Source organism: Roseovarius maritimus (genome assembly GCF_043355895.2).
GTDB lineage: Bacteria > Pseudomonadota > Alphaproteobacteria > Rhodobacterales > Rhodobacteraceae > Roseovarius > Roseovarius maritimus.
This window is the reverse complement of the sequence record NZ_JBHFPF020000009.1, coordinates 72585-88866: the sequence shown is the minus strand read 5'-3', so window position 1 is coordinate 88866 and position 16282 is coordinate 72585. Positions and strand designations below refer to the sequence as shown.

14 protein-coding genes and 1 tRNA gene are annotated in these 16282 nt (G+C 64.7%); 9 read left to right on the top strand and 6 right to left on the bottom strand.

From position 1 onward, the window contains the following. Positions 1-61: 61 nt before the first annotated feature. Both ACEWPM_RS15265 and ACEWPM_RS15260 read left to right on the top strand, forming a co-directional pair. Positions 62-1033 (top strand): zinc transporter ZntB, encoded by a 972-nt coding sequence (locus ACEWPM_RS15265; protein WP_393962906.1) that lies wholly within the window; start codon positions 62-64, stop codon positions 1031-1033. 118 nt (positions 1034-1151) lie between these two features. After that, positions 1152-2228: a DUF2235 domain-containing protein gene (locus ACEWPM_RS15260; RefSeq protein ID WP_393962905.1), complete on the top strand. Its 1077-nt coding sequence runs from the start codon at positions 1152-1154 to the stop codon at positions 2226-2228. A 12-nt stretch (positions 2229-2240) separates the two neighbouring features. Here ACEWPM_RS15260 and metF read toward each other — a convergent pair whose 3' ends face one another. Beyond that, positions 2241-3107, bottom strand: a complete 867-nt coding sequence (gene metF / locus ACEWPM_RS15255) for a methylenetetrahydrofolate reductase [NAD(P)H] (RefSeq protein ID WP_393962904.1) — start codon at positions 3105-3107, stop codon at positions 2241-2243. A 97-nt stretch (positions 3108-3204) separates the two neighbouring features. Between metF and ACEWPM_RS15250 the strand changes: the two genes are divergently transcribed. The 3 genes from ACEWPM_RS15250 (at position 3205) to ACEWPM_RS15240 (ending at position 5372) form a co-directional block, all read left to right on the top strand. Continuing rightward, on the top strand, positions 3205-4110 hold the full coding sequence (locus tag ACEWPM_RS15250; RefSeq protein WP_393962903.1) for a LysR family transcriptional regulator: 906 nt from the start codon (positions 3205-3207) through the stop codon (positions 4108-4110). Between the two features lie 86 nt (positions 4111-4196). Next, on the top strand, positions 4197-4499 hold the full coding sequence (locus ACEWPM_RS15245) for a monooxygenase (RefSeq protein WP_393962902.1): 303 nt from the start codon (positions 4197-4199) through the stop codon (positions 4497-4499). Positions 4500-4583: 84 nt separating this feature from the next. Further along, positions 4584-5372, top strand: a complete 789-nt coding sequence (locus ACEWPM_RS15240) for an inositol monophosphatase family protein (protein ID WP_393962901.1) — start codon at positions 4584-4586, stop codon at positions 5370-5372. Position 5373: 1 nt separating this feature from the next. Here ACEWPM_RS15240 and ACEWPM_RS15235 read toward each other — a convergent pair whose 3' ends face one another. Genes ACEWPM_RS15235 through putA form a run of 3 tightly spaced genes read right to left on the bottom strand, consistent with a single transcriptional unit; the run spans position 5374 to position 9938 of the window. Continuing rightward, entirely contained in the window at positions 5374-5730 is a 357-nt protein-coding gene (locus tag ACEWPM_RS15235) for a GFA family protein (RefSeq protein WP_393962900.1), read from the bottom strand. Continuing rightward, positions 5727-6470 carry a rhomboid family intramembrane serine protease gene (locus ACEWPM_RS15230; protein WP_393962899.1) on the bottom strand — a complete coding sequence of 248 codons (744 nt, stop codon included), beginning with the start codon at positions 6468-6470 and terminating at the stop codon, positions 5727-5729. Before ACEWPM_RS15230 ends, ACEWPM_RS15235 begins: the two co-directional genes overlap by 4 nt. A gap of 36 nt (positions 6471-6506) precedes the next feature. Then, on the bottom strand, positions 6507-9938 hold the full coding sequence (gene putA / locus ACEWPM_RS15225) for a bifunctional proline dehydrogenase/L-glutamate gamma-semialdehyde dehydrogenase PutA (RefSeq protein ID WP_393962898.1): 3432 nt from the start codon (positions 9936-9938) through the stop codon (positions 6507-6509). 130 nt (positions 9939-10068) lie between these two features. Here putA and ACEWPM_RS15220 point away from each other — a divergent pair, with 130 nt between their 5' ends. From ACEWPM_RS15220 to ACEWPM_RS15210, 3 genes are all read left to right on the top strand, one after another. Further along, a complete protein-coding gene (locus ACEWPM_RS15220; protein ID WP_393962897.1) occupies positions 10069-10536 on the top strand; it encodes an Lrp/AsnC family transcriptional regulator in 468 nt (155 codons plus the stop codon). Continuing rightward, positions 10533-11093, top strand: a complete 561-nt coding sequence (locus ACEWPM_RS15215) for a tetratricopeptide repeat protein (RefSeq protein ID WP_393962896.1) — start codon at positions 10533-10535, stop codon at positions 11091-11093. The genes ACEWPM_RS15220 and ACEWPM_RS15215 overlap by 4 nt, the downstream gene beginning before the upstream one ends. A 54-nt stretch (positions 11094-11147) precedes the next feature. Further along, positions 11148-11234: transfer RNA gene (locus tag ACEWPM_RS15210), tRNA-Leu, on the top strand. 10 nt (positions 11235-11244) lie between these two features. Here ACEWPM_RS15210 and ACEWPM_RS15205 read toward each other — a convergent pair. Then, entirely contained in the window at positions 11245-12489 is a 1245-nt protein-coding gene (locus ACEWPM_RS15205) for a DUF3422 family protein (protein ID WP_393962895.1), read from the bottom strand. 129 nt (positions 12490-12618) lie between these two features. After that, entirely contained in the window at positions 12619-15135 is a 2517-nt protein-coding gene (locus ACEWPM_RS15200; protein ID WP_393962894.1) for a cation:proton antiporter, read from the bottom strand. Between the two features lie 186 nt (positions 15136-15321). Between ACEWPM_RS15200 and ACEWPM_RS15195 the strand changes: the two genes are divergently transcribed. Beyond that, the gene (locus ACEWPM_RS15195; protein WP_393962893.1) at positions 15322-16281 is read left to right on the top strand and encodes a DnaJ C-terminal domain-containing protein; all 960 of its coding nucleotides are present in this window, start codon (positions 15322-15324) and stop codon (positions 16279-16281) included. Position 16282 lies beyond the last annotated feature (1 nt).

The following is a 16282-nucleotide window of genomic DNA, read 5'->3' as shown; positions in this document are numbered from 1 at the left end:
CCCCGCGCGGCGCGCTGGCGTTCAATGGCGCGGCGCAGCGTGTGGTGGCGACGGAGGCATTATGCATGAAATGACAGCGATCCAGCTGGACGGGAAAGGCGGCGCGCAGCGTGTCGCGCCTGAAAACACCGCGATGCAGGATTTGCCCGAAGGCACGTCGCTTTGGATCCACGTGCGCCAGTCGCCGGGAGAGGATGGCGCGTGGCTGGAGGCGCTGGCCGGGGATGACATCATCGCGGGTGCGCTAATGGCCGAGGAGACCCGTCCGCGCTGCACGCTCTATCAGGGCGGAGTGCTGATGAACCTGCGCGGGGTCAACCTGAACCCCGGCGAGGACCCCGAGGATATGGTCAGCCTGCGCATCTGGGCCGGGCCGCGCCGCATCGTCACGCTGACGCGCCGCCCCAGCCAGGCCGTGTTGGACCTGCTGGAGCATTGCGAGGGCGGCACCGGCCCGGCTGCCCCGTCCGAGGTGATCGCGCAACTGGCCCTCAGGCTGGCAGATCGGGCGGAGCCTGTGGTGGCGGACCTCAATGAGCGCATCGACGATCTGGAAGACCAGGTCGATATTGGCTCCATCGCGCCGCCCCGGCGCGAGTTGGCCGAGATCCGGCGAGTCGCGATCCAGCTGCGGCGCTACATGTTTCCCCAGCGCGACGCGCTGAGCACGCTGGAAATCGAGCCGCTTCCGTGGATCGATGCGTTGCAACGCAGCGCCCTGCGCGAGGCGACCGAGCGGGTCACGCGCCTTGCCGAAGAGCTGGACGCGATCCGCGACCGCGCGCAGGTGGTGCATGACCATATCAGCGACGCGCGCGCCGAGGCGATGAACCGGCAGATGCTGCTGTTATCGGTGGTTACTGCCGTATTCTTGCCGCTTGGCCTGATCACGGGCCTGCTGGGCATCAATGTGGGCGGGATACCGGGCGCGACTGCGCCATATGCCTTCTGGGTTGTCTGCACTCTGCTCGTCGGGCTGGGTGGTGTGCTGCTGGGCCTTTTTGCGCGCGTGGGGTGGCTGTCGGGGCGCTAGGCTGCTGCTGCCGATCATGGGTATTTTCTCCAAGAAAAAGCTGGGGTGGTGCGCCGTGGCTTGAGCCGCGCCGCATGATGCGACATCGTTTACGGGGCAGGGGACGAAGGAGGCTGTCATGGCGTTGCGCAGATGGATCCGGCGGCTATACGAAAAACTGCTGCCCGGCGGTGAAGAGCATCTGCGCGCCGGGCGCGAGGGCGGCCATGCGCGCCGCGGCGCGATTGCCCATGTGGTCATTCTGGACGGGACGATGTCGTCGCTGGTGCCCGGCGACGAGAGCAATGCAGGCCGCATCTATCGCATCCTGTCGCGGCGGCGGGGCGCGCATCTGAACCTCTATTACGAGGCCGGGCTGCAATGGCAGGACTGGCGCAGCACGCTGGGCGTGATGATGGGGCGCGGAATTCATCGCCAGATCCGGCGTGCCTACGGCCATCTTGCCAGCCGCTATCGGCCCGGAGATACGATTTACCTGATCGGGTTCTCGCGCGGGGCCTATGCCGTGCGCTCACTCGCCGGGGCCATCGAAACTGTTGGCCTTTTGCGCCAGGAAGAGGCGATGGAGCGGAATGTGCTGCTGGCTTGGCGGTATTATCGCACACTACCCTCCGCCGATGTGCTGCGCGCGCATCGCCGGGCACGTTGCCATGACGCCGTGCCGATCGAGATGGTCGGCGTCTTTGATACGGTCAAGGCGCTGGGCTTGCGCCTGCCGATCCTCTGGCGCTGGGGGGCGGCGTCTTACGAGTTTCATTCCCATGAATTGGGGGAATCCGTCCGGCACGGGTATCACGCGCTGGCGCTGGAAGAGACGCGCGTCGCCTATCGCCCCGTGCTGTGGTGGACGGTGCCCGATACCTGCAACGATGTGCAGCAGATGTGGTTTCGCGGCGCTCATGGCGATGTCGGCGGGCATTTGATGGGGTTCGAGCCAGCCCGCCCTCTGGCCAATATCCCGCTGGTCTGGATGCTGGAGCGGGGCGCGGCGGCGGGGCTGCCCCTGCCCGAGGATTGGCGGGACGGCTTGCAATGCGATGTGCGCGCGCCATCGGTCGGCACGTGGCGCGGCTGGGGTTGGCTGTTTTTGTTGCGCGCGCGTCGGCAGGTCGGGGGTGATCCGTCCGAAGCGGTGCATGAGACGGCGCGAAATGGAACAGCGCCGCCCTTGGGGCGGGGCGGCGCTGCGGTGTGACCGTGGCAGGCGTCAGGCGACGTCGCGCAGCTCCACCTTGGGGGTCACGCCCAGCGCATGGCAGATGTCGCGCGTCAACTCGGGCTTGTTCAGCGTGTAGAAATGCAAGTCTTTCACGCCATGATCCATCAGTTTCGAGCACATCTCGGTCGCGTGGGCGATGGCCAGAAGATCACTGCGGTCGTCCCGCTCGGCGGTGGTGAAGGCCGCATCCAGCCAGTCTGGAACCGTGGTTCCGCAGGACTGCGCAAAACGGCGTGCGCCCTGCCAGTTCTCGATCGGGAAGATGCCGGGAATGATCGGCTTGTCGATGCCCGCCACCGCGCAGCGATCCCGAAAGCGCAGGAAGGTATCCGCATCAAAGAAGAATTGCGTGATCGCCTCGTCCGCGCCCGCCTCGAACTTGCGCTTGAGATATTCCACATCCGCGTCCGCGTCCGCGGCCTCGGGGTGGATCTCGGGGTAGGCGCCGACGCGAATGGTGAACTGATCACGCTCCTTGAGGGCGCTGATCAGCTCGCAACTGTCCTTGAAGCCATCCTCATGTGGCTTGAACCCGCCGCTGCCCTTCGGCGCATCACCGCGCAGCGCCACGATCTCGCGCACGCCAGCGGCGTGGAACTCATCGGCGATGCCCATCGTCTCGTCCCGCGTGGCGTTGACGCAGGTCAGGTGCGCGGCGACGTTGAGGCCGGTCGCGCCGTGCAGCGTGCTGACCGCCTCGCGCGTCAGGGTGCGGGTGGTGCCACCGGCGCCATAGGTGACCGAGACGAAGCGCGGCTGCAGCGGGGCCAGCGTGTGTACGGTATCCCAAAGGCGAAACGACGCCTCGAGCGATTTCGGCGGGAAGAACTCGAAAGAGACGTTGGGCGCGGTCATGACTGATTTCCTGTCTAAAGTGTTGAGCCTTTGTGGCAATTGGGCATAGATTACGCAAATTCATAATATTCACGATCAATATGAGGCGAGCTACTAGATGCATATCGAGTTCCGGCATCTGCGCACGATCCGCGCCATCCATGCCTGCGGCGGGCTGGCCAAAGCGGCGGATCAGTTGAACATCACGCAAAGTGCGCTGAGCCATCAGATCAAGGGGCTGGAGGACCAGGCGGGGGTCGAGCTGTTCGTGCGCCGCTCGCGGCCCATGACGCTGTCGGCGGCGGGCCTGCGCCTCTTGCGCGTCGCCAACAAGGTGCTGCCCGAGATCGAGGCGCTGGAGGCCGAGTTTTCGGGCGTGCGCGACGGCAGCTCGGGTCGCCTGCATATCGCGATCGAGTGTCACGCCTGTTTCGAATGGCTTTTCCCGGTGCTGGAGGCATTTCGCAAGACCTGGCCCGAGGTCGATGTTGATATCCGCCCCGGCCTCGCCTTTGACGCGCTGCCTGCGCTGCAAAAAGAGGAGGTGGATCTGGTCATCTCCTCGGACCCCGAGGCGCTGCGCGGCATCGGGTTCAAACCGCTTTTCGATTACGAGCCGGTCTTTCTGGCCTCTGCCCTGCATTCGCTGGCGCAGAAGCCCTTTGTCGAGGCCGAGGATTTCCGGGGCGAGACGCTGATCACCTACCCGGTCGACCGCTCGCGCCTCGATGTCTTTACCGAACTTCTGACGCCTGCCAAGGTCGAGCCTGCCGCCATCCGGCAGGTGGAATTGACGGCGGTCATCCTGCTTCTGGTGGCCAGCAATCGCGGTGTTGCGGTTCTGCCCGACTGGGTCGTGCGCGAGCTGCGCACCAGCACGGATTACGTGGTGCGGCCCATCACCGAAAACGGCCTGACCAAGCGGCTCTATGCGGCGATCCGCGATGACGATGCGGCGAAACCCTTCATGGCGCATTTGTTGAAGCTGGCTCGCGAGATCCCGGTGAAATTGCAGAGGCGGTGAGGGGTGACGCGCGCGAAGGTCTTGCGTCCCGCGAAAATTTATGGCGGCCCTAACCTATCTTTCATGAAATTCCGAAAGGACTGACGATGACAAAACTGTTGCAGGTGGACTTCGACTTTGACGGGCCGTTTGGGGCCGAAATGGCCGAGGCCATGGCTGACCTGGCCAAGTCGATCAACGACGAGCCGGGTATGATCTGGAAAATCTGGACCGAAGACCGGCAGAACGGCAAGGCGGGGGGAATCTACATCTTTGAAGATGAACAAAGTGCCAAGGCATATCTCAAGATGCATACCGAACGGCTTGAGGCGATGGGCATACGCGGTATCCGCGGGCTTATTCTCGATACGAATGACGCACTCTCCGCGATCAATCGCGCACCGCTTTGACGGGCCGGACGCGGGCAGTCCCCTTGCGGGCCAGTCACGGGGCGCTTATACGCGCGGCTTGAACCCGAGAATAGGACCAGACCCATGGCACTCAGCGCAAATCTCAACGTGATGATGAAGGCGGCCCGCAAGGCGGGGCGTGCGCTGGCCAAGGACTTTCGCGAGGTCGAGAATCTTCAGGTGTCGATGAAGGGCGCGGGCGATTTTGTCAGCCGCGCCGATATCCAGGCCGAGCAGATCATCAAATCCGAGCTGATGAACGCGCGCCCCACCTATGGCTGGCTGGCCGAGGAGGGCGGCGAGGAGCCGGGCACAGACCCCACCCGCCGCTGGATTGTCGATCCGCTGGATGGCACCACCAACTTCCTGCATGGCCTCGCGCATTGGGCGGTGTCCATTGCGCTCGAGCATAAGGGGCAGGTGGTTGCGGGCGTGGTCTATGACGCCTCGAAGGACGAGCTGTTCTTTGCCGAGAAGGGCGAAGGCGCGTGGATGAACGAATCGCGCCTGCGCGTTTCGGGCCGTGACAAGCTGATCGAGAGCATCTTCGCCACGGGCCTGCCTTTTGGCGGCCGTTCGGACCTGCCGCACACGTTGCAGGATCTGGCGCGGCTTTTGCCCGCGACGGCGGGTGTGCGCCGGTTCGGCGCGGCGTCGCTGGACCTCGCCTATGTCGCCGCTGGCCGTTATGACGGCTTTTGGGAGCGTCGTTTGAAGCCGTGGGACATGGCCGCGGGCCTCTTGATCGCCAAGGAGGCGGGCGCGTTGGTCGAGCCGATGACCGAGGGGCGCGAGATCTTGGACGAAGGCGCGGTAATCTGCGCCAACAATGCCGTTTTCGGCAAATTCGCCAAGATCATCCGCAACCAGTAAGCTATCGGTCCGCCGGGTGGTTGATCCCGTCGACCCAGCCGATTTCGCCCAGATCCCGGGGATTTACCCCCTCCAGCGTGCCTAGGTTGATCCCGTAACTGTTCGGGTCGGACCTGCGGCGGTGATGCGTGTAGATCCCGCAGATCGAGCAGAAGTAATGCTTTGCCGTGCCGGTGCCCCAAGTATAGAGCGTCAGCTTGTCCGCACCGCGCACCACCTCGACCCCATCGAGAGGCGCGCTGACCGCTGCAGCTCCGCGCCGGGCGCAAAAGCTGCAGTCGCAGCGGCGGGCGGTGTTCAGCCCGTCCGTCAGAGTCACGCGTAGTTCTACTGCGCCGCAATGGCATGTCGCTTTCATTTTCGCCTCACTTTCGGAATGCGCGTGCGGCTATAGGCATAGCGCGCCTCGGGATGGGGGGGATGGCCGCCGGTGCGCGCCCAGAAACGCACACCGCCCAGCCTGATCAGAAGCGGTACGGTCAGCAGCGTGCCGATCACAAAGCCGCCCGCATGCGCCCAATAGGCGACGCCGCCCGCACCGGTGGGGGTCGAGAGGCCGCCAAATACCTGGAAGGCGAACCATAATCCCAGCATCAGCCATGCCGGAATGGGGAGAATCCGCACGAGGAAGACGATGATGATGAGGATATCTACCTTGGCCTTGGGGAAAAGCAGAAGGTAGCCGCCCATCACACCAGCGATGGCGCCCGACGCGCCCACCATCGGCACCAGCGACAATGGCTCGGCCAGCAACTGCGCCAGCCCTGCGCCGAAGCCACAAGCCAGGTAGAAGGTCAGAAAGGGGGCGTGCCCCATCTCATCCTCCAGGTTGTCACCGAAGATCCACAGGAACAGCATGTTGCCCGCCAGATGCATCCATCCGCCATGCAGGAACATGGAGCTGACCAGCGTCTCGTAGCTGCCGCCATAGGTGATCTTGGCCGGGACCATCGCCCAGGTCACGAAAAAGCCATTGAGCGCCTGCGGATCGTTGAAGAGGGGCCAATAGCTGAGGAATATGCCGATATTCGCGGCCATCAGCGCATAGGTCACATAGGGCGTGCGCGCCGAGGGGTTATGATCGCGAATGGGGAACATGGGGCCACGTTGGCCCCATGTCCGGGTCTGGTCAAGTCAGCTTGTGCCGCCCAGAAGCGCGGCATTGCCGCCCGCCGCCGTCGTGTCGACGCAGACGTGACGCTCGTTCAGGACATAGCCCGAATCCGGCAGTCCCGTGATCAGCGGCAGGATCGGGCCTGTCCGCTCGCTGAGCGCCTGTGCATAGGGGCGCGCCCTTTCGGCATCGCCCCAGTAGAGCGCGCCGGAAAAGCCGGTGAGCGATGTTAGCGCTTCGGGCGGGATGGTGCCCGTCGCCTCGACGGCAAGGCCGCCAAGTCCGATCACGGCGCGGGCCTGCGCCTGCGCGGCCTCGCGGCCCGGACCCATGCAGAGCAGCGGTTTGCGCGCGTGGCTGGTCAGGCGGTTCGACTCGCCCGTTGGCCCCGGCATCAGCTGATCCTCGCGCGGCGTCATCTCAAGGCTCCTGGCCTTGTCGAGCACGGCCTGAATTTCCTTGGGCTTCATCACGCCTTCCCAATCGTCGCCCGCCACGGGCGCGGGATGCGCGGTAAAGCGCGGCAGGTAGTGTGGCCCGCCCGCCTTGGGGCCGGTGCCCGACAGGCCCTCGCCGCCGAAGGGCTGGCTGCCCACGATCGCGCCGATCTGGTTGCGGTTGACGTAGATATTCCCCGCCTGCACCCGCTCGGTCACGTATTGCACGCGATCGTCGATGCGCGTCATCAGGCCGAAGGTCAGGCCGTATCCGGTGCCGTTGATCTCTTCGATCACGGTGTCCAGTTCGGTCGCGCCGAAGGTCGCCATATGCAGGACGGGGCCGAAGATCTCGCGCTCCAGATCGCCGACGCTGTTCACACGGATCAGCGTGGGGGCGATATAGGTGCCCGCATTGGGCGTCTTGAGCTCGTGGATCAGGCGTCCCTCGGCGCGGGCCTGCTGGATGTGCTCGGCGATGCCTGCACGGGCGGTCTCGTCAATGACCGGGCCGCAATCGGTGCTGAGATCCCAGGGCCTGCCGATGTTGAGTGCCTCCATCGCACCGATCAGCATCTTGGAGAATTCCTCGACGATATCCTCTTGTACATAGAGGCAGCGAAGCGCCGAGCAGCGCTGGCCAGCGGACTGGAATGCCGACTCTATGATGGCCGCGACCGCCTGTTCGGGCAACGCTGTACTGTCGACGATCATGCAATTCATGCCGCCGGTCTCGGCGATCAGCGGCGCACCGGGGGCGAGGTTCTTTGCCATGGCAGAACGGATCTTCATCGCCGTCGCGGTCGAGCCGGTGAAGGCCACACCATCGACGCGCGCGTCCGAGGTCAGGGCCGCGCCCACCTCGCCGCCGCCGGGCAGAAGTTGCAGGGCCGTCTTCGGCACGCCCGCCTCGTGCATGAGGCCCACGGCGAAATGCGCGATCAGGGGCGTCTGCTCGGCCGGTTTGGAAAGGACAGCATTGCCAGCGGCAAGTGCCGCGGCGATCTGGCCGGTAAAGATGGCCAGCGGAAAGTTCCAAGGGCTGATGCAGGTGAACGTGCCGACCGGGCCGGTATCAGGCGCGTTGGCGCCGTAATAGCGCAGGAAATCCACCGCCTCGCGCAGTTCGGCCACGGCGTCGGGCTGCGACTTGCCCGCCTCGCGGTGCAGGATCGCGAAAATCTCGCCGAAGTTTTCCTCGTAGAGATCCGCGACCTTGCCCAGGATCTCGCCGCGCTTCTCGGCGGAGGCATCCCATTTGGCGGCATTGCTCAGCGCCGTCTCGATGTCTCTGGTGCTGGCATGGGCAACCGTACCGGGGGCGTCCGCCGGATCGGCGGGGTTTTCGACGCGGACGGCCTTTTCGGATTTCGCCTCGGCCGCCAGAAGGGGCGCGGCGGCCCATTCATGGGTGGCAAATGGCGCGCGCGCGGCCTCGATCGCTTCCAGCGTCGGCTGGTGCTTGAGGTCGAATCCCTTGGAATTCACGCGCTCGGGCAGGAAAAGCTCGGGGCCGGTGGCCAGCGGAACGCGCTCCTGCTCGACCATGTGGAACGGGTCGGCGGCGACGATCTCGGGCGCGACATCCTCGTCGACGATCTGGTTGACGAAGCTGGAATTCGCGCCGTTCTCCAGAAGGCGGCGGACGAGATAGGCCAGAAGGTCGCGATGCGCGCCGACGGGGGCATAGATGCGGCAACGGGTGCCGTGCTTTTCCATGACGATCTTGTGGAGTGCCTCGCCCATGCCATGCAGGCGCTGGAATTCGAACGCCTCGGTATCGGTCGCCATGTCCAGCACGGCGGCGACGGTATGGGCGTTATGCGTGGCGAATTGCGGATAGATGCGGTCCGTCATCGACAGCAGCTTGCGCGCATTGGCGATGTAGCTGACGTCGGTCGCGGCCTTGGAGGTGAAGACGGGAAAGCCGTCGATGCCCTCGACCTGGGCCTGCTTGATCTCGGTATCCCAATAGGCACCCTTGACGAGGCGCACCATGATGCGGCGGTCAAGGCGTTGGGCGAGGTCGTAAAGGAAATCCAGCACATGGCCCGCGCGCTGACCGTAAGCCTGCACGACCACGCCAAAGCCGTCCCAGCCAGCCAGCGCAGGCTCGGCCATCACGGTCTCGATCACGTCGAGCGAGAGGGCAAGGCGGTCGGCCTCTTCGGCGTCGATATTGAGGCCCATGCCAGCCGATTTCGCCAGAAGGGCAAGAGAGCGCAGGCGCGGCACGAGGATATCCATCACCTGCTCGCGCTGCGCGACCTCATAGCGCGGATGCAGCGCCGAGAGTTTGACCGATATGCCGGGGTTCTTGCGGATGTCGTCATGCGTGCAGGCCTGCGCGATGGCGCTGATGGCGCGGGAATAGCTGAGGTGATAACGCGTCGCGTCGCGGTCGGTGCGCGCAGCCTCGCCCAGCATGTCGTAGGAGTAGGTAAAGCCCTTCTTCTCCATCTTGGCGGCGCGTTCCATCGCGTTCTGGATATTCTCGCCCAGCACGAAGTTGCGGCCCATTTCCTTCATCGCGCGGGCGACGGCGGTGCGGATCACAGGCTCGCCCATGCGCTTGATCGCGCTGCGCAGATGGCCGACGGGGCCCTTCTTGTCCTCTTTCAGAACCTTGCCGGTGAGCATGAGCGCCCATGTCGAGGCGTTGACCAGCGGCGAGGTGGAGTGCCCCATATGCTTGCCCCAGTCGCTGGGGGCGATCTTGTCCTCGATCAGCGCGTCGATCGTTTCGGCGTCGGGCACGCGCAGCAGCGCCTCGGCAAGGCACATCAGCGCGATGCCCTCATCGGTCGAGAGGCCATATTCTGCCAAGAAAACTTCCATCAGGCCGGGATCGGACTGACCGCGGATATCGCGGACCAGATCGGCGCCACGGGCGCAGATGCGGGCGCGGTCCTCGGGCCTGAGGCCCGCCTCGGCCTTTAGCCGTTCAACGGTCGCAGCTTCATTCGCATAGGTTTGCAAATCGATGGCGCGGCGCGATTCAGTATCATACGGCATGAGGACATCCTTTGGAGGCTAGGGCCGAAGGGCGATGGCGAATTGATCTAGCTTAGCATGTAAGGCTAAGGTGTTTTTCCTGTTGACTAGGATTTTACAGGACGATTGCATGTAATTTAGGGCGATGACGATGCAAAGCGAATTGGACAAGTTCGACAAGGCGATCCTTCGGGTTCTGGCAACCGATGGACGCATCAGTATCACCGATCTGGCGCACCGAATCGGTTTGTCGAAATCGCCTACGCAGCAGCGCCTGCGGCGACTGGAAACAGGCGGTGTCATTTCCGGCTACCGCGCGATGATCGACCCCATCCGCCTTGGCCTCGATCATGTCAGCTTTGTCGAGGTGCGTCTGACGGACACGCGCGAGGCGGCTTTGGCCGAGTTCAACGCCGCAGTGCGCCAGATCCCCGAGATCGAGCAGGTGCACTTGATCGCCGGGAATTTCGACTACCTTATGAAGATCCGCACGCGAAGCATGAACGATTATCGCCAGATGCTGGCCGACCGAATCTCGACCCTGCCGCATGTCGCCGGCACCAGTACTTATGTCGCCATGCAGGCCGTCAAGGAGAACGCACCGGAGGACGCCCTATGAAACAGTTCGCCATGCTCCTTTGCTTGCTGGCCACGTGGTTTGCCACGCCGCTGGCCGCCGAGACCTGCCCACCCGCACCCGATCATTCTGCGGCGCTGGCTGACCTGGTCGCCGAAGCGCAGGGCGCGCCCGACCAGAGCGCGGGTATGGCGGTGTCGGATAGAATGTGGGCGCTCTGGGCCGATGCGCCTGATGCGCGCGCGCAGGAGCTGCTGGACGAGGGTATGGAGCGGCGGCAATCCTATGACTACGACGGCGCCATGACCGCCTTCGAGGCGCTGGTGGCCTATTGCCCGGACTATGCCGAGGGCTACAACCAGTGCGCCTTCATCTCTTACCTGCGCGAGGATTACGCCGCTGCGCTGCCTGATCTGGACGCCGCGCTGGTGCGCAGCCCGCGCCATGTGGCGGCGCTGACGGGCAAGGCGCTGACATTGGTGGCGCTGGGCCGCAAGGGCGAGGCGGCGCTGGCCCTGCGCGCTGCGCTCGACATGAACCCCTGGCTCTCCGAGCGTGCCCTCCTGCCAGTGCTGGAGCAGAGCGAGGACGCGCTCTGACACCGAGCCAAGGCGCTTTACACGGCGCCCGATGCGGCTATGGTCCGGCGCGATGCGGGCGTGATGGAATGGTAGACATACCAGACTTAAAATCTGTTGGGGCTTGTCCCCGTGCGGGTTCGAGTCCCGCCGCCCGCACCATCGACCCGCGCTATTCCTTGTGCCACTTGGCGCGCATGCGGTGCAGCGATGTCCAAACCGCAATCAGGACAACGGGCACCGATATCGCGACCAGCGTGGTGTGCGATACCGGCACCGGCAGGTTCGACGACACCGATTTCAGCACATAGGATAACAGTCCCACGGCGTAATAGGTGATCGCCACCGCCGACAGCCCTTCGACCGTCTGCGCGATCATGACCTGCTGGCGGTTGCGTGCATCCAGCGACTTCAGCGACGCCTGATTGTCGCGGTTCACCGCCAGATCGATCCGCGTCCGCAAGAGGGACAGGGCCTGCGACAGATCGTCGATCAGGGTCTTCTGGCGGGTGGCGACGCTCTCGATCGTGGCCATGCTGGGGTCCAGCCGCGAGCGGACAAAACCGTTGAGCGTCTGCAGATCGTCCAGCTTGGCCTCTTCCAGCGAATCGAGCCGCTGCTGAGCAAGGTTGTAATAGGCCCGGCTGGCAGCAAAGCGGAACCGGGTCGAGGCGCGCAGGGCGTTGCTGTCCTGAAGCAGCCGCGACAGGCCTTCGAACAGTTTTTCGTCATTTCCGGGCTGGTCCGAGCTCATGCCGTTGACGATGTCGATCAGCCCGCTTTCATAGCGCGCCAGATCCTCTCCAGTGCGCCGGGCCATCGGAAGGCCCAGCAGCGATAGTGTCCGGTAGGTTTCCATCTCGATCAGCCGTTGCACGCGCCGCCCGACCTCATCGGGGGATCCGTCCGGTGCGCGCACGTCATAGGTGATGAACCCCGAGGCGTCGGGAGCAAGCGACGAGCGCACCTCCATCCCGCCGCGCATGATGCCCCCGAAAAGGCGGGTGCGCGGGGGCGTCTTGGCCCCATTGGAAGCGGCGTTCATCACGACGCGGGTCAGGCTGAGCACTTCTATATCCGGCGTCGCGGCGATCTGTTTCAGCAGATCGGTGCAGACAGCCCCGGACGCGCCTTGCGCACAGACCAGCGTAATCGAGACGAATTCGGTATGCTGCTCAAGCTTGAGCCGGTAGCCGTCTCGTTGCGCCATCCAGTGCCGCGCACTTTGCTCCTCAAACGCGATGCCGAGGATATCCGGCAGCTGCGCGCGCGCCTCGGGCCCGCATGTCAGGCCCAGATGAAACACCTCGTCCTGCGCGTCGATGGGGATGGATGGGCGCGCATGCGGCTCGGAGACGATGGTGTCGCGGTCGGCGTGAAAGGTCCAGCTCGGCATGCCGGTGTCGGATGAAGTCACGATGGTCTGGCCCTTTCTGGCGCGGCAAGGGGCCTGTCCGCGCGGCGCAAGAGTGGTCTGGCATCGCCCCGTGGCAAGTTTAGCGGCGCCTGCGCTGGATGCGCAACGTGGCCTGATCGCACATCTTCTCTAGGCTGGCTTTTTCGCATCGGTCGCCATGAGCAACTCGGGGTCGATTCCCCGTTTTTCGGCGCTGAGGCGCACGGCCTCCTGCAGGGCCTTGCTGCGTTTCAGCAGACGCCGGAACCGGACCTCGTCGAGCACAAGAAGGGTAGAGGGGGCGATGGCGCGCACTTCGGCTACGCGTGCCTTGTGCAGCAACAGGGCCATCTGGCCGAACATTTCGCCCCGACCCAGCCGCCAGGATTGCCCGGCCGTCTCCAACTCGACCGCGCCCGAGGCGATGAAGAAAACGCCCGTGGCCTGCGCGTCCTTGCGGGTGATGATATCGCCAGCATTCGCGTAGCGTGTCTTGAACGCGGCGCCCAGCCTCTTGAGTGCCGCTTCATCCAGATCGGCAAAGAGCGAGAATTGCCGTACCAGCTCGATCCGCTGCAGCGCGATATCGAGACGTGGACGCTTATCGGCGGCGGCGCGGCGGGCGGCCAGATCCTCGATCAGTTTGGTATGTACCTCGGCCCCGATCAGCCCGTCCTCGCGCATCGCTGTATACTCGCGCTCTTCCAGACGCAGGGCCGTGCGGCGGATGAAGCGGCGCTCAAGCTCTTCGGCGTAGCCGGGATATTGCAGGCGCAGCCCTTCCAGCGCTGTCTCGACCGCCTCGATCCGCCGCGACAGCAATTCCTGCAGCAGATCGGCCAGCCGCCGGCCATGAATGCGCCGGATGCGCCCGTCGATGAATGCGCCCAGATCGCGCAGGACCAGCCGCTGCGACAGGAGCAGTTCGAACCGGTCGGCTGTCATCAGCACGAGGGGACGTGACAGGCCGAGGCGACTATGCAACCAGACCGCAGCGCGAAAGCCGCGCCCGTAGGCGACGCTGCGCCGGGCGGCGCGCTGATAGCCGCTGCGCCCGCCGGTACGCGCGCCCTCGATCAGCCGGTCCGCCTCGGACAGGACCTTTTCGGCCATGCGCGCCGAAATCGTACGTTCGCGCACGCGTACAAGGATCGTCTCCCGCTCCTGACCTGCCAGTGCAATGAGGCCCAGCGCCACCCTGTCGCGGTCTAGGATGTCGATGCTGTCCTCCGCCGATCTGACCGCTCCGTCCAGCCGTTCGCCAAATCGCTTCGCCTCCGAGCGGACGATATCGTGGGTTAGCTCGTAGTTCTCGGTGGTGCGGGCCACGTCTTCGCGCACCGTCTGCAGGGCGACGGCGACCACCTGCCGCGACAGGGCCTCATCGACGGACGACAGCCGGTCCAGCCCCAGCCAGCCGATGACCGTGCGCAGCGTGGTACCCTGCACGATCAGCGTGAACAGAGTGAACCCGGTTGCAAGGATGCCGACCACGCGCTTGATCTCGACGGGGATGCGAAAGCTTTCGGTGACGGCCATGGCCAGCGCCAGCGTGACCGCGCCGCGCAGCCCGCCCCAGAGGATTGCGACGCGGTAGGGACGCTCGACCTGAGGCGACAGACGTAGAAATGTCAGCGTGGGCAAGAGGCCGAAGAGGATGACCAGCCGCGCGGCGATCGCGGCGAGGATCACCACGCCGATCAGGGCGAAATCGCTGACCCGCACCTCCTCCAGCAGGCGGGGGATCAGCAGCGCCGCGAGGATAAAGATCAGTGCGCCGGCCCAATGGGCCAGAACGCTCCAAAGTTCGCCCAGATTGGCCCATGACTGCGGCGACAGGCGCCCCGGCCCGCTGAGGTTCAGCGTCAGACCCGCGGCGACCACGGCGATGACCCCGGATGCGCCGACCAGCTGCTCGGCGCAGATATAGGCAAGGTAGGGCAGCGCCACGGATATGGTGACCTGTGCGAGTTCGTAGCGTGCGAAAGCAGACATCATCCAGACCGCGATGCGTGCCGCCAACCAGCCGATGGCGGCGCCGCCCGCGATCAGCATGGGGAACTGCGCCAGCGCGTCTGTGAGGGTCGGATCGGGCCTGCCCAGCATCACGAACCCCATAAAGAGACCGAAAAGCGCAATAGCGGCGGCGTCGTTCAGCAGGCTTTCACCCTCGATGATCCGCGCCAGCCTGCGCGGCGCCGAGATCGAGCGAAAGATCGACACGACCGCCGATGGATCGGTGGTCGACACGATGGCCCCGATCAGCAGACAGGCGGCCAAAGGCAGGGCGCTGACCCAGAAAAGGGCATAGCCCACGGCCACCGTCGCCACGACCACCGCCACGACGGCCAGCATCAGGATGGGCACCCAATCGTCCAGCATGCGCCTCAGGTTCATGCCCAGTGTCGCCTGAAACAGCAGCGTCGGCAGAAAGACGTAGAGGAACACGTTCGAGCGGATCGGCAGGCCAAGGATCGCCCCCGCCACGGGGTTCAGCGCATCCGTCAGGTCGGTTCGAAGGAAAAAGATCGCGCCGGCTCCGATGAGGATACCCAAGATCGCCAGAATAACGCTGTAGGGCAGGCGCAAACGCGCCGCCAACGGCTCGGCCACACCGATGACGACGAAAAGCGCAGAAATGATCGTGGTGACGATGACGATGTCCATAGGCTTGATTTACCACAAGGAACACCGGGTGCATCGGGAAAACCCCCTTTGATGGCGCGCGAACTCGCGGAGGCCCGCCGAAGCGGTGAAAAAACAGGCGGATTGCGGTTGATCAATTGCGCTGGTGGATTTTTAGTTAACTTGGGTCGGTGACGGGCCTGCCGCCGCACGGGAATGAGACGATCGATGGACTACAAAGACTATTACAAGGTTCTGGGGGTCGCGCGGGACGCGCCCCAAGACGAGATCAAGCGCGCCTATCGCAAACTGGCCCGAAAGTATCACCCCGACATGAACCCTGGCGCCGATGCCGCCGAGGCCGAGCGCAAATTCAAGGAACTTGGTGAGGCCTATGAGGTCTTGCAGGATCCCGAAAAGCGCGCGGCCTATGATCAGCTGGGCGCGAATTGGAAAGAGGGGCAATCCTTCCGCCCGCCGCCCGACTGGGACGAGGGGTTCGAGTTTTCCGGCGGTGGCTATACCGAGGCCGATCCCAGCGGCTTTGGCGATTTCTTCGAGGAGTTGTTTGCGCGGCGGGGGCGCCAGTCGGCAGGTCCGCGCTCGGCCCATCAGTTCAACGCGCCAGGACAGGATCACCACGCCAAGATTGTCATCGACCTCGCCGAAGCCTATTCGGGCGGCACGCGCGACTTCACCCTGCGCGCGCCCGAGCTGGACCCGAGCGGCCATCTGGTGATGCGTGAGCGCACGATCCGGGTCACGATCCCCAAGGGCGTGGCCGAGGGCCAGCATATCCGCATCGCCGGCAAGGGATCGCCGGGGATCGGGCAGGGCAAGGCGGGCGATCTCTATCTTGAGGTGGCGATCCGCGAAGATCCGGCCTACCGCGTCGAGGGCCGCGATGTCTATGTCGAGCTGCCCGTCACCCCATGGGAGGCGGCGCTGGGCGCGCGGATCAACGCGCCGACGCCCAGTGGGCGGGTCGAACTGGCGGTGCCCAAGCATTGCCAGTCCGGCAAGAAGCTGCGCCTCAAGGGGCGCGGGATCCCCGGCAAGAAGCCGGGCGATCTTTACGCGGTGATCAAGATCGTCATCCCGCCGATCGAAAGCGAGAAGGCGCGCGATCTCTACCAGCAACTGGCCCGCGAGACGGATTACGATCCGCGCGCAAGCATGGGGGCATAGA